The following is a 13,185-nucleotide window of genomic DNA, read 5'->3' on the forward strand; positions in this document are numbered from 1 at the left end:
GGGACGTCCGCGCGGGATCAGCGCAGGTGGGCCAGGCCCGGATGGGCCGCCGCGTACCCGTCCAGCAGCCGCCGGGCCACCCCTACCGAGTCGACCAGCGGATGGAGTGCGAAGGCCTTCACCGCGTCCGCCCGCGAACCGCTCGTGGCCGCCGCCAGGATCTCCCGCTCGACCGCCTTGACGGCCGTCACCAGTCCCACCGCGTGCAACGGCAACGGCTCGACGGCCATCGGGTGGGCGCCGTTCGCGTCGACCAGGCAGGGCACCTCGATGACCGCCTCGGCGTCGAGGACGGACAGCGTCGAGCGGTTGCGGACGTTCAGGATCAGCGTGGCGCGCTCGTCCCGGGCGATGGCCCGCATCAGCGCGAGCGCGACCTTCTCGTAGCCCCCGGACTCCAGGTCGCCCTCGTCGCGCTCACCGACGCCGGCCGCCTCGCGGTTCTCGGCCATGTACGTGGCCTCGCGCTCGGCCCGGGTACGGTCCCAGGCGGCCAGCGCCGCCCCGGCCGGCTGCCCGGCCCGCCCGGCCTCGGCGTAGAAGGCGCGCTGCTGGTCGCGCAGGAAGGCCCCGCGCGTCTGCTCGGCCTCCTGGTACGCCCGTACGGTGTCACGGTTGAAGTAGTAGTAGTGCAGGTACTCGTTGGGGATCGCGCCGAGCGAACGCAGCCACTCGGCCCCGAAGAGCCTGCCCTCCTCGAAGGACTCCAGGGCCGCGGTGTCGGCCAGCAGCCGGGGCAGTTCGTCGCGGCCGCCGACGCGCAGCCCGCGCACCCAGCCCAGGTGGTTGAGGCCGACGTAGTCGATCCAGGCCTCCTCGGGGCGGGCGCCGAGCAGCCGGGCGATGCGCCGGCCGAGCCCCACGGGGGAATCGCAGATGCCGATCACCCGGTCGCCGAGTTCCTCGGCCATCGCCTCGGTGACCAGCCCGGCCGGGTTGGTGAAGTTGATGACCCACGCCTCGGGGGCGATGCGGGCGGTCCTGCGCGCGATCTCGCGGGCCACCGGCACGGTCCGCAGGCCGTACGCGACCCCGCCCGCGCCCACCGTCTCCTGGCCCAGGACCCCCTCGGCCAGGGCGATCCGCTCGTCCGCGGCGCGCCCTTCCAGGCCGCCGACGCGAAGGGCGGAGAAGATGAAATCGGCCCCGCGCAGGGCTTCGTCGAGGTCCCCGGTGGCCGTGACGGCCGGGGCGTCCGGGGCATCTGGGGCGTTCGACACCGCGGCGGCCGTGGCCTGGTCCTTCAGTACGCGCGCCATGGCGGTCAGCCGTGCCGGGTCCTCGTCGTACAGCGTCACGTGGGACACCCGGCCCTCGGCGTGGTCGCCGAGCAGTGCTCCGTAGACGAGCGGTACCCGGAAGCCGCCCCCACCGAGGATCGTCAGCCGCACGCCCTTACCGCCCTTCGCCAGTGCGGGTGCCGTTCGTCGACGCCCGTGCGAGCGCCGGTGCCCGTGCCCTTGCCAGCACCCGTGCCCTTGCCCTTGCCAGTGCCCGCGCCACGATCGGTGGCACGGGTACCCGGCACCGCCTACGGCACCAGTCTGCCCCGGCCGGTCACTCCCCCAGCGACGGCACGGCGCGCAGCCGGACGCCGCCCTGCCGGTGCGTGGCCGCACCGCCGCCCCGGACGGGCCCCACGGGCGCGCCCTGCGGCGCCGAGAGGATCAGGGTGATCCGCGTCAGCCCCATCTCGTCCAGCATCCGACTGGTTTCGGCCACCATCCGGCAGCGCACCAGCCCCCACCGCGGGTCGGGGTGACGCACGGTCCGCACGGCCCCGTCCAGCTCGGCGGCCTCGGTCCCGCGCTTGCTCAGCCAGTGCGGCACCCCGTACCGGTAGGCCGCCTCCATGAACGGGTCACGGGCCACCTCCTGGCGGATGCTGCGCAGCCCCTCGTCCTCCGGAGCTCCGGCCAGCGCGGCCGCGAACTGGGCCAGCAGCGGTACGCACCAGGCCGGTTCGTGGTCCTCCAGCACGCCCGCGGCGTCCGGGTGGAACAGCACGAAGCGCAGGAAGTTGTCGTCCGGCAGGGCCGTCGGGTGCGGCCGTACGGTCTGGAAGAGCTGGTCGAAGGCCGAATTGGTGAGCGCGACGTCCCAGCGGTGGTCCACCAGGAAGCTCGGGTAGGGAACGGCCTCCATGAGGGCCGCGTAGTCGCACAAGTAGTCGCGCTGCGCCGGGTCCTCGGGCAGCCTGTTCTCCTCGGCGGCCCGCCACGTGGGCGGCGGGTCGCGGTCGACCATGACGCGGAACAGCCAGAAGCACTGCCGCTCGCTCATCTCCAAGGCCTCGGCCAGGGCGAGCAGTTTGCGGTCCGTCCACTCCTTGACCAGGCCGCGTTCCCAGTTGCCGTACGCGCGCACGCTGATGCGCAGCCGGGCGGCGAGGTCCTCCTGGCTCAGGCCCAGCTCCTCGCGGCGCTGGCGCAAAATCTCCTTGCGTCGCTCCGACCGCACGGCGCCGCGTGCGGCCTCCTCGCCCGCCAGGCGCTCCTCACCGGCTCGGGCGAGGCCATCGGACGGGCCCACCGCTGCGAGATGTGGCACCGAGAGCTCCCCCTCCTCCGGTCTGGATCTTCATTTCCGTGTGGCGATCCTGCTACCGACTTCATTCGAGTGTCAACTATTGTGGCAATTCCAGCCTCTTGACAGCTCATTCCCGCCACAGCTGTGGCACGTTCTAGCCCTTCCGGGCGAGAGCGGCTAGATTCCAGAAGCCGACCATGTGCCCGTACCGACTTCGCGCGATCTAGGAGAACCACTGGTGACAGACGGCTTCCCGGCTCCCGTCGCGGTGGCCAACGCACCCCTGGCAGCCACCATCACGCGCGTAGCCGAACTCGCGGGCAAGATGGGCCGAGATCTGAACCAGGTCTTCGACCTGCGGCGCCTCTCGGAGGCCTCGGGCGTGCCCACGGACGTGGTCAGAACCCTGCTCGACGGCAGGCCGGCCGGCGAACCCGATCTGCAGACCCGGTTCCTCCAGCGGCTCGACCTGCTCCGGCGCACCCGCGTCAAACCGAACGGCCGCCGCTACACGCAGCAGGAGATCGCGGACGGCGCCGGCATGTCGCGGCAGCAGGCAGGGGCGCTGATCAACGGCGACCGCCGCCCCACCATGGAGCACTGCGACGCGATCCAGCGCTTCTTCGGAGTACACGCCGGGTTCCTCACGGCCCACGACGCCGACGCCCTCACAGACGCCCTCCAGCGGACCGAGCAACAGCTGCTCCAGGACTTCGCGGGACGCGCGCGGGAAACCGTACCGGCCGCGGCCGCATCGACGGGCGATCCGCTGGCAAGACTCCTGCAGAACCACGGCGTACGGGGCATCGCCTGGCGCGCTGCCCAACTGCCCAGCGACAAGCACCGGGACAAGGTGACCGAATGGCTGGACATGCTCCTCGAAAGCGTCAAACCGAACGAATCCTGACCCAGTCGAAAGTCTGGGTCTGATCCTTGAGTCCTGATCCGGATCCGCGCCGACGGGGAGAACGGTGAGCATAGGCAGAGAGCAGCGGCGGTTGTGCGAGGAGCTGGTGGCCGGCATCCGGCTGACCGCACCCGCGGAACCCGTGGAACTCTACGCTGCCCTCTGCGAGGGCATGAGCAGACACCGCGGCCGCCGGGTGGACTTCCGGATGGCCTCGTTCCCGCCGCGGACGGCCAGCGGCCTGTGGCTCGACATGGCGGACCGGGATCTCGTGGTCATCGAGGAACGCACCGCCCCGGACCACCAGTTGGTGATCCTGGGCCACGAGCTGTGGCACATGAAGGCCGGCCACTGCAGTCACCACGTCGACGGCGCCGCCGTCGCCGCGCGGCTGTTGTCCGACGAGGCCGACATCGGCGAGACGGTCCGCCGCGTCGCCGCGCGCACGCGCGCCGACGTCCAGGAGGAGACCGAGGCCGAGACCTTCGGCTTACTGCTGGGCAGTCGGTGCCGGAACTGGCTGGCCGGCTCGGCGAACCACCGCGCTCCGGTCCAGCGCGACCAACTGGCGGGCCGGATCGAGGCCTCGCTGGGCTACCGGGGGCACAGGAACGAGCGTTGAACGGCGAGGACTACTACATACCGGCGGCCGCGATGGCGATCTCACTCGCCTTCAAGCTGCCGGCCCTGCGGCACAACTGGCGCGACCCGCTCCTGCGCTCGGTCGTCGCCCTGCTGACCCTGGCGGGAGCGGTGTTCGCCTTCGCCGCCCCGCCCACCATCGGGGCGGTCAACCGCTGGACCGGGATCGTCAACGTCTCGGCCCCCCTGGTGTACTGTCTGATCACCGCCTTCAGCGCCTCCTGCCTGGTCCTGATGGTCAACTGGCGGGGCGGACCGCCCGATCGGACCCGACGCGTCTCGCGTCGCTGGATCCTGGGCTACAGCGTCGTGATCGTGGCCCTCATCGTGCTGTTCGCCCTGGGTGAGACCCCCGTGGAACGACTGCGCGACTTCGACACGTTCTACGCGAACACGCCCTACATCGGCCAGATGATCGCCCTCTATCTGCTGGCGCACCACGTGGCCGCGGTGGTGATGGTGGTCCTGTGCTGGCGCTGGTCGCTGCAGGTGCGCGGCTGGCTGCGGGTCGGCCTCGTGATCATCGTCTGCGGCTACATCTTCAACCTCACCTACGACGCCACCAAGATCTCGGCGGTCGTCGCCCGCTGGATGGGCCACGACCTCGACGACCTGAGCACGTACGTCGCTCCGCCGCTCGCCGCCCTGGGCGCGCTGATCAGCGCGATGGGCTTCGTGGTCCCGCTCGTCTGCCAGCGGCTGTCGGACCACTGGCAGACCTGGGCGACGTACCGCCGGCTCGGCGCGCTCTGGCAGGAGGTGCAGATCTCCGCGCCCAGCGGCACACCCTCCGTGCAGATGGCCTGGTGGTCCGCGGCGGAGCTACGGGTGATCCAGCGGGAGTCGGACATCCACGACGGCTTCCTGCACCTGGGCCCGTACTTCGACAAGGGCCTGCGCGACGGCGCCTACGAGGACGCCGTCGCCGAGGGGGCCGACGAGGAGACCGCCCGCGCGATCGGCGACGCCGCCATGGTCGCGGCCGCCGTACGGGCCCGCTCGGCGGACCCCGAAGGCAAGATCATCGGGGAGGACGAGGAAACCCCGCTCTGCACCGCCGACGGGCCGCGCGACCTGCTGCGGATCTCCCACGCCCTGCGGCATTCGCCGGTGGTCCAGGCGGTCCGCCGGCGGGTGGCCGTGTAGCGGGCGCCCCCGGGCCCGCTACCCGTCAGCGGGCGGTCAGCGGGCGGTCAGCGGGCGGCGGCCACCGCCGTTGCCGGGAAGAGGTCCTGGAACGGTTCGGCCGAGTCGATCCCGTCCCTCCCGTACGGCGCGTCGAAGCTCCACACCATGAAGAGCAGGAACACGATCAGCGCGCTGAACAGCCCGGCGAGCAGCAGTTCCCGCCCGGAGCGGCGGATCTGCAGGGTGAAGATCAGTCCGATCGTGACCACCCCGCCGACCAGCAGCCCGAACCACACCACAACCGGGAGCGTGGACTCGGAGCTCTGGGTCCGCGAGTGGCGGGCGTCGTCGGCGGCGGCGATGTGGTCCAGGAGCGGCTGGTAGGCCTGCGCCTGGAGCTCGGTGGCCGGGCTCTGGTGGGTGACGTCGCTGCGCAGCTTGCCGAGCAGCACCCCGCCCTCGGCGGACGCGTTCTCGCCGGAGGTCATCAGCGGCCAGTCCACGGCGACGGTGTGGGAGACGTACGCGTCCACCTCGCCGCGGATCCGGTCCCGGACCGCGGCCGGGTAGACGTCGGCGCGCTGGGTGACCTCGTACAGCGCCTGTGCCTCGCGGCGCACGCTGTCCTCGGCGGCGCCGCGCGCCTCCCAGACGCCCGCGATGGCCAGACCCAGCACGATCGCGTAGACCACGCCCACCATCATCGTCATGTACTCGATGACGTCGGGGGTTTCGCTGGTGTCCTCGTCGTCCGCGGCCCGGCGGTGCCGGATCGCGGTGATGGTGAGGACGAGGGCGCAGACGAGCACCATGGCGATGGCCAGGACCAGCCATTCGGACACGTGGATTCTCCCGGTGTGGATCGGTGAATGGATCGGTGGATGGATCGGCGAATGGGTCGGGCGAATGGGTCGGGCGAACGCGCCTGCGGGCGGGCCTGCGGACGGCCGTGCGGATGGGCGGCGCTCGGCGGTCAGGCGCGGCCCTTGGAGCGGGGGCGCAGGGCGGCGGCGGCGAGTACGGCCGGGGTGGTGACGACGACCATGAGCATCACGGTGGACATCCCGTCCGGGCCGCGCCGCTTCAGGGCCACCGAGCGGTACGGACGCACGTGGAAGGCGGTCACGGGCGCGGCGGCGGCCCTGGGCCGGGGCGGAGCGGGTGCTTCGGCCGACGCCCGCCCGGTCCCGCCCCCGGGACCCGGCGCGGGCGCCGGCGGCTTCGGATCCCCGGCCCCGGCCTGCGCGGAAGGTCCCGCCGGACGCGGCGGCGGCTCCGGCTGCCCGCGTTCCGCGGGCCGATCGGGTCGCCCCGCGACGGCGGCCGGCGCAGGGGTCCGCCCCGGGTGGCGCACGGTCGGCCGGTCGGGGCCGGGCTCGGCCACCCGTACCGAGGGTCGCCCGGAAGGCCGTACGACGGGCCGACCCGGCTGCGCCGTCGGCACGCACACGTCGACGCGGGCTCCGCGGTCCTTGCCGTCGCCCGCGACCGCCACGTGGCCGTGCAGCGGGCAGAGCGCCGCCACCAGACCCGCCCCGGCGAAGTACTGCCAAGCGGTCACCGCGCGTCCTCCCGATTCCGCAGCAGATGTAAGGCATACCGCTGAAGAAACGATCAAGACCCCGCTACGACACGCGGCAGGCCCTTCGAGATCCCGACGGAGGGCTCACGCCCACCCGGCCGTGCGTCAGCCCCGGCCGCGACCCGTGCGCCGATGCGGCATGATGGCGCCATGGGGACCGAGGGGGAGAACGCCCGTCTGATCGTGGGGCGTTATCGGCTGGACGCCAAGCTCGGACGTGGTGGCATGGGCGTCGTGTGGCGCGCCACGGACCAGCTGCTCGGCCGGAGCGTAGCCGTCAAGGAGGTGACGCTCGACCCCGCGTTGTCCGGGGACGAGGCCCGGCTCCAGCGTGAGCGCACACTGCGCGAGGCGCGCGCGGCCGCGCAGCTGAAACACCCTCACATCATCGTGGTGCACGACATCGTCGAGGATCACGAACGCCCGTACATCGTCATGGAATTGGTCGAAGGCGGCTCCCTCGCCGATCGGCTCTCCGGCTCGGGGCCGGTGGACCCGGCCGAAGGGGCCCGGATCGGGATCGCGCTGCTCGGCGCCCTGCGCACGGCGCATGCGGCCGGTGTGCTGCACCGGGACATCAAGCCGGCGAACGTGCTGCTGGAGGCGCCGGGCGGGCGGGCCGTCCTCACGGACTTCGGGATCGCGCAGGTGGCGGGCGCGACGACGCTGACCGCGACCGGGGCATTCGTCGGTTCCCCCGAATACACCGCGCCCGAACGGATGTCCGCCCAGGCGCCGGTGGGGCCCGAGTCCGACCTGTGGTCGCTGGGCGCCCTGCTGTGCGCGGCCGTCAGCGGCACGTCGCCCTTCCGGCGGGACTCGCTGGGAGGGGTGTTGCACGCGGTGGTCTACGACGAGATCCGGCCGCCCGCCGCGTGCGGCCCGCTGCTGCCCGTGGTGCGGGGACTGCTGGAGCGCGATCCGGCCCGGCGGCTCGGCGCGGACCAGGCGGAACACATGCTGCGGGCCTGCGCGCAGGCGGCGCCGCAGTACACGCCGACGCAGCGCAGCGTGACCAGGCCGTCCGAGCCCGCGTCGGCACCGGTACCCGCGCCTGCGCCCGTACCGGCTCCCGTACCCGCTCCCGCGCCCGGGAAGCAGAAGCGGCCGGGGGCGGCGCTGATCGCCGGCCTGCTGGTGGCCGCGATCGCCGGGGCGGGGGTGTCCGCCGCCGCGCTGCTCATGAACAACGGCGAACGCGGGGCGCAGGCGTCCACGAGCGGAGCGGCTGGCGCCCGGACGACACCGGCGGACTCGGCCCAGAGTGCCACTCCCACGACCACTCCCAGCCCCGCTGCTCCCCGGGAGCGGACCGAGACCGCGCTCCCGTCGACACCGCAGCCGCTCTCCCCCTCCTCCTCCGACGACAAGGGCGTCCCCGCCGGATACCGCATGGTCGAAGATTCGGAGGGCTTCTCGCTCGCCGTCCCCGTCGGCTTCACGCGCAAGGTCGACGGTCCGCGGATCTTCTACATGTCGCCCGGTGAGACGTTCCGCATCGGCATCAAGGTGGCGGAGCCGCAGCCGGGCGGACCGGTCGCCGTGCACGAGCGCGCCCATGCCAAGGGGCCGACGAACAACCCGGGGTACCGTGACGCCGAGGTCGTGGCCACCACGCACGACGGACATCAGGCGGCCCTCTGGCGGTTCACCTGGAACGGATTCTCGGCGGCCGAGGGCCCCCGGCACACCCGCGACCTGTGCTGGGAGGAGGGCGGCCGGCTCTACGACGTCTGGGTGTCGTCACCGGTGGGGCGCACCGGCGAGGCGCGGGGCCACTTCGACACGGCGGTGCGGACCTTCGTACGGACCGGCGGCTGAGGTCCCTTCCCGCCCTCCCGCAATCGGCCGCGCACCAGCCCCACCCCCTACCGTTGCCCCCGCCGGCAGGCGAACGGCACGCGAAAGGGGCGCGGCCCTCGACAGGCCGCGCCCCTCACGGAGTCACTCGGAGCCTCAGGCCTCCGGGGAGCCGCCGAACCGCTCGCGGTAGGACTCCAGGTCCTCCTCGGTGATCTTCGCGAAGAGCACCGGCGGTACGGTGAACGGCGTCCCCGCCGGGACCGCGTCCAGCGCCCTGGCCTGCTCCGGGGTCACCCACGCCGCCGTGTCGTCGGCCAGGGTGAACGCGGAGCGCATGGCACGCGCCGAGGCCGGGATGAAGGGCTCGGAGACCACCGAGTAGAGGTGGATGAGGTTCATCGCGGTGCGCAGGGTGAGCGCCGCGCCCTCCAGGTCGGTCTTGACCTCCAGCCAGGGGGCCTTCTCGTCCAGGTAGGCGTTTCCGGCCGACCACAGGGCGCGCAGCGCGGCCGCCGCCTTGCGGTACTGGAGGGACTCCATGTGGCCCTCGTACTCGGCCAGCAGCTCCGCGATCTGCTCGCCCAGCTTGGCCTCGGCCTCGCCGGCGGGGCTGCCGGCGGGGACCTCGTCGCCGAAGCGCTTGCGGGAGAAGGTCAGTACGCGGTTGACGAAGTTGCCGAGGGTGCCGCCGAGGTCCTTGTTGACCGTGGCGGTGAAGTGCTCCCACGTGAAGGAGGAGTCGTCGGACTCGGGCGCGTTCGCGATGAGGAAGTAGCGCCAGTAGTCGGCCGGGAGGATCTCCAGCGCCTGGTCGGTGAAGACGCCGCGCTTCTGCGAGGTGGAGAACTTGCCGCCGTAGTACGTCAGCCAGTTGAAGGCCTTGACGTAGTCGACCTTCTTCCACGGCTCGCGGGTGGCCAGCTCGGTGGCGGGGAACATCACCGTGTGGAACGGGACGTTGTCCTTGGCCATGAACTGGGTGTAGCGGACGTCCTCGGCCTCGTACCACCAGGACTTGTAGTCGCGGTTCGCCGGGTCGAGGTCCGACCACTCCTTCGTCGAGCCGATGTACTCGATCGGGGCGTCGAACCAGACGTAGAAGACCTTGCCCTCGGCGGCCAGCTCGGGCCAGGTGTCGGCCGGGACCGGGACGCCCCAGTCGAGGTCACGGGTGATCGCGCGGTCGTGCAGGCCCTCGGTCAGCCACTTGCGGGCGATGGAGGAGGCCAGCTGCGGCCACTCCTCCTCGTGCCGGGAGACCCAGGCCTCGACCTCGTGCTGGAGCTTGGACTGGAGGAGGAAGAGGTGCTTGGTCTCGCGGACCTCCAGCTCGGTGGAGCCGGAGATGGCCGAGCGGGGCTCGATGAGGTCGGTGGGGTCCAGGACGCGGGTGCAGTTCTCGCACTGGTCGCCGCGGGCCTTGTCGTAGCCGCAGTGGGGACAGGTGCCCTCGACGTAGCGGTCCGGCAGGAAGCGGCCGTCGACCGGCGAGTAGACCTGCCGGATCGCGCGCTCCTCGATGAAGCCGTTCTTCTGGAGCTGGCGCGCGAAGTGCTGGGTGATCTCGCGGTTCTGCGCGGAGGAGCTGCGGCCGAAGTAGTCGAAGGACAGCTCGAAGCCGTCGTAGACCGCCTTCTGGGCGTCGTGGGCCTGCGCGCAGAAGGCGTCGACCGAGAGGCCGGCCTCCTTGGCGGCGAGTTCGGCGGGGGTGCCGTGCTCGTCGGTGGCGCAGATGTAGAGGACGTCGTGGCCGCGCTGGCGGAGGTACCGGGAGTACACATCCGCCGGAAGCATCGACCCGACCATGTTGCCCAGGTGCTTGATCCCGTTGATGTAGGGAAGCGCGCTGGTGATCAGGTGTCGAGCCATCCTCGGATGCTCCATTTCCTTTGTGCGGTACTACGTGACGTGACGGATTGTGAATGCGGTTCATCGTATCGAACCGCCGAAAGGCCACGCGCCGCATTTGTTCGGGGTGGACGTAACGCAAAAGCGAGGGCAGTGACCTCTCCGTCACGGCCCTCGCGATCGGGCCCATGGTACAGCCGGACGGCGGCGGACCCGACCGGAGGTCGGGCGGCACCGGCGGCGGGCATATGCATACGTGCTGGCTGGAGCCGCGCGCGATCGACATCGATCACGGACCGATCATCCACGACGTAATGCTTCCAGCTTTCTTCTCCGCGCCCTCCGAGTGCGTCCGCGCTGCTTTCCTGTTCAGCGCACAGGGGATGAGGTGGAACGGTGAGCGATGGCGGACCGGAGGAGTCCGGTGGGGCCGTGGGACTGCCGAGCCGGCGCCGCCGGCCGACTCCCATGAGCCAGTGGGATCCGACGGCGCGCCTGTCGTACTGGGCCTTCCACGCCAATCGGCGGCCCGCCTACATGCGCTTCGCGTATCTCCAGCTGGGCTCCGACGCGGCGGCGGAGGAGGCGGTCGACGCCACCTTCGACTCGATCATGGGCGAGTGGCTCCGGATGCTCCACATGGACCGCCTGGACGCCTACGCGTGGACCGTCCTCAAGCAGTGCCTGGTCGACCGGCAGCGCCGGCGCCATCCCTGGCAGCAGCAGCCCGAGCCGATGGACATCAGCGCCTTCGAGGCCGCCCTCAAGGAGGCCCACGCCGACCAGTACGAGGTGCTGACCGACACCATCCGCTTCTACTCCGCCGTCTCCCGTCTCGCCGAGCGGCAACGTGACGCCGTCCTCCTGCGGTACGGGCTCCAGTGCGCCCCCGGTGAGGCGGCCGCCGTGATGGGCGTCGACGAGGCCACGGTCCGCTCCTACCTCGGCCAGGCCCACCGGCGGCTCGCCCGCCTGCTCGACACGTCCGCCGCATCGACCGAATCAGCCGACTCATGAGGCGCTACGAACGCCACGGACCGCAGGACGGCGAGGGAACCCCCCGCTCCCTGGCCGAGTTCCTCGCCCGCGCGGGCGTCCGCGACCGCTACCGGTACTACGACCTCGGCGCGGCCGAGGCCCGGCTGCTGCGCGCCACACCCCACGCGCCGGGCACCGGACACCGGGCCCGGCGCCGGTCGCCCTACGGCTGGAGCGACCCCGCCCGGGACTGCCCGCTCGACGCCGAACGGGCCCGGCGCGACCTCAAGGCCACCTGCCTGGCCACCGTGTGCGCGCCGAAGGCCGGGACGCACCTCGACTCCTTCCTCACCAGCGGACACACCGACCTGGCCGGCGCCTTCGTCTTCGGCTGTCTGCTGCACCTCGCCGGACTGCGCGAAGGCGCGCGCTTCTGGTGGCAGTTCGCCGCCGGTTCCGGGCACCCGCGGACCGCCGCGGCCGCGTACTGCCTCTTCCTCGACCACTCCCGGCGCGGCGAGCACCACGACGCCCGGCACTGGGCGCGCGAGCTGGGCCGCGGCTTCCGGCCGAGCGGCCGGCGCGATCTGCGGGACGTCCGGCTGTGCGCGCAGGCGGCCGTCCTGCGCTACGTCGACCAGTTGGAGGATCCCGATCTGGGCCCGGTGCCGCTGCCGCGGCCCGGGCTGTCCGGGGTGCTGGCCGCGTTCCTGCCACCGTCCGTCACCGTGTCGCCGGTGGCGGCGGCGCCGGTGGCCGCGCCCCGGCCGGCCGCCGGACCGCTGCGCCACCCCGCCCTCACGGCGGCGGCCCGCGGGACCGTCGTCCAGGGAGGGGACGGGACGAGCGAGGCGCTGGCGGAGGCCCGCCGCGCGCTGGCCGTCGTACGCGTCCTGGAACAGCATCCGCTCGGGGTACGGGCCGCCCAGCTCGCACGGGAGTCGGGCCTCGCCGAGGGGGAACTGCGCCCCCTGCTGTCGATGCTGTGCGAGGAGGAGTACGCGTACCGCCCGGGCGCGGGGGTGTACGGGCGCGGGCCCGCCCTGGACCGGCTCGCCGCGCCCGGCGGCCACGGCCTGGCCGGCCAGCTCCAGCGCACCCTGGCCCTGGCCCGGGACAGCGCGGGGGCGGCGGTGTACCTCAGCCGGTACGCCGAGGGCGAGGTCCGGATCACGCAGATGGCGGACGGGCCGGCGACCCCGCCGGTGCGGGAGTGGGTGGACTTCCGCGACGCCGCGCACGCCAGCGCGGTCGGCAAGTGCCTGCTGACCCAGCTCGACCACGACCGCCGAGCGGACCACGTGGCCCGGCACCGGCCCGCCCGGCTCACTCCGCAGACCATCACCGACAGCCGGGCCCTCTTCACCGCCCTGGACGCGGTGGCTCCGGGCGCACCCGTCTTCGACCTGCTCGAGTACTCCCCCGGGGTCGTCTGCGCGGCGGTCCCGATCGCCACCGGCGACGCCGCCGGGAGCCTCGCGCTCTCCCTGCCCGCGGCCCATGCGCACCGCCTGCGCTCGGCCACCGAGGCCCTGCGCCGCAAGGCCGTCCCGGTCCTCCTCGCCCTGCTGCTGACCGGGGCGATCCCTCCGGACGGCGGGGCCGACGCCCCCGCCGCCGAGATGCCGTCCGCGCAGCCCCTTGCGCCGGCGCAGCCCTTGCCGATGCGGGCCCCGGTCACCCCGGAGACCCTGCGCCACCTGCGGCGCCTCTTCCGTACGCCGCTCACCGGAGCCACGGCCGCGCCGGGCGGCCCCCACCTGGTCAG

The 13,185-nt window shown here is 72.7% G+C and carries 10 protein-coding genes and 1 pseudogene; 6 read left to right on the plus strand and 5 right to left on the minus strand.

All coding sequences use genetic code 11. The annotated features are described in order from the left end of the window. Nucleotides 1–17: 17 nt before the first annotated feature. Nucleotides 18–1,391 (minus strand): 6-phospho-beta-glucosidase, encoded by a 1,374-nt coding sequence (locus tag ACZ4TV_RS03775; protein ID WP_468130322.1) that lies wholly within the window; start codon nucleotides 1,389–1,391, stop codon nucleotides 18–20. A gap of 166 nt (nucleotides 1,392–1,557) precedes the next feature. Then, complete coding sequence (locus tag ACZ4TV_RS03780) at nucleotides 1,558–2,550, minus strand: helix-turn-helix domain-containing protein (protein WP_468130324.1); 993 nt, start codon at nucleotides 2,548–2,550, stop codon at nucleotides 1,558–1,560. A 217-nt stretch (nucleotides 2,551–2,767) separates the two neighbouring features. Here ACZ4TV_RS03780 and ACZ4TV_RS03785 point away from each other — a divergent pair, with 217 nt between their 5' ends. The 3 genes from ACZ4TV_RS03785 (at nucleotide 2,768) to ACZ4TV_RS03795 (ending at nucleotide 5,224) form a co-directional block, all read left to right on the plus strand. After that, nucleotides 2,768–3,436, plus strand: a complete 669-nt coding sequence (locus ACZ4TV_RS03785; protein ID WP_468130326.1) for a helix-turn-helix domain-containing protein — start codon at nucleotides 2,768–2,770, stop codon at nucleotides 3,434–3,436. A 64-nt stretch (nucleotides 3,437–3,500) separates the two neighbouring features. Further along, entirely contained in the window at nucleotides 3,501–4,058 is a 558-nt protein-coding gene (locus ACZ4TV_RS03790) for a toxin-antitoxin system, toxin component (RefSeq protein ID WP_468130328.1), read from the plus strand. Continuing rightward, nucleotides 4,055–5,224 carry an MAB_1171c family putative transporter gene (locus tag ACZ4TV_RS03795; RefSeq protein ID WP_468130330.1) on the plus strand — a complete coding sequence of 390 codons (1,170 nt, stop codon included), beginning with the start codon at nucleotides 4,055–4,057 and terminating at the stop codon, nucleotides 5,222–5,224. The genes ACZ4TV_RS03790 and ACZ4TV_RS03795 overlap by 4 nt, the downstream gene beginning before the upstream one ends. A gap of 47 nt (nucleotides 5,225–5,271) precedes the next feature. Here ACZ4TV_RS03795 and ACZ4TV_RS03800 read toward each other — a convergent pair whose 3' ends face one another. Both ACZ4TV_RS03800 and ACZ4TV_RS03805 read right to left on the minus strand, forming a co-directional pair. Then, entirely contained in the window at nucleotides 5,272–6,048 is a 777-nt protein-coding gene (locus tag ACZ4TV_RS03800) for a bestrophin-like domain (RefSeq protein ID WP_468130332.1), read from the minus strand. Between the two features lie 131 nt (nucleotides 6,049–6,179). Further along, nucleotides 6,180–6,767, minus strand: coding sequence for a hypothetical protein (locus ACZ4TV_RS03805; RefSeq protein ID WP_468130334.1), 588 nt, complete (start codon nucleotides 6,765–6,767; stop codon nucleotides 6,180–6,182). 171 nt (nucleotides 6,768–6,938) lie between these two features. Between ACZ4TV_RS03805 and ACZ4TV_RS03810 the strand changes: the two genes are divergently transcribed. After that, the gene (locus ACZ4TV_RS03810; protein ID WP_468130336.1) at nucleotides 6,939–8,609 is read left to right on the plus strand and encodes a serine/threonine-protein kinase; all 1,671 of its coding nucleotides are present in this window, start codon (nucleotides 6,939–6,941) and stop codon (nucleotides 8,607–8,609) included. Nucleotides 8,610–8,744: 135 nt separating this feature from the next. Here ACZ4TV_RS03810 and metG read toward each other — a convergent pair whose 3' ends face one another. After that, complete coding sequence (metG, locus tag ACZ4TV_RS03815) at nucleotides 8,745–10,460, minus strand: methionine--tRNA ligase (protein WP_468130338.1); 1,716 nt, start codon at nucleotides 10,458–10,460, stop codon at nucleotides 8,745–8,747. Nucleotides 10,461–10,835: 375 nt separating this feature from the next. Between metG and ACZ4TV_RS03820 the strand changes: the two genes are divergently transcribed. After that, on the plus strand, nucleotides 10,836–11,456 hold the full coding sequence (locus tag ACZ4TV_RS03820; RefSeq protein ID WP_468130340.1) for a sigma factor-like helix-turn-helix DNA-binding protein: 621 nt from the start codon (nucleotides 10,836–10,838) through the stop codon (nucleotides 11,454–11,456). 815 nt (nucleotides 11,457–12,271) lie between these two features. Further along, nucleotides 12,272–12,991: pseudogene (locus ACZ4TV_RS03825) on the plus strand (IclR family transcriptional regulator); the annotation flags it as partial. Between the last annotated feature and the right edge of the window lie 194 nt (nucleotides 12,992–13,185).

The organism is Streptomyces sp. NPDC028910 (assembly GCF_055564955.1).

What these genes read in the sequence shown, in the direction of transcription:
- metG (WP_468130338.1), bottom strand. Translation starts at nt 10,460, where the DNA reads ATGGCTCGACACCTGATCACCAGCGCGCTTCCCTACATCAACGGGATC.
- ACZ4TV_RS03810 (WP_468130336.1), top strand. Translation starts at nt 6,939, where the DNA reads ATGGGGACCGAGGGGGAGAACGCCCGTCTGATCGTGGGGCGTTATCGG.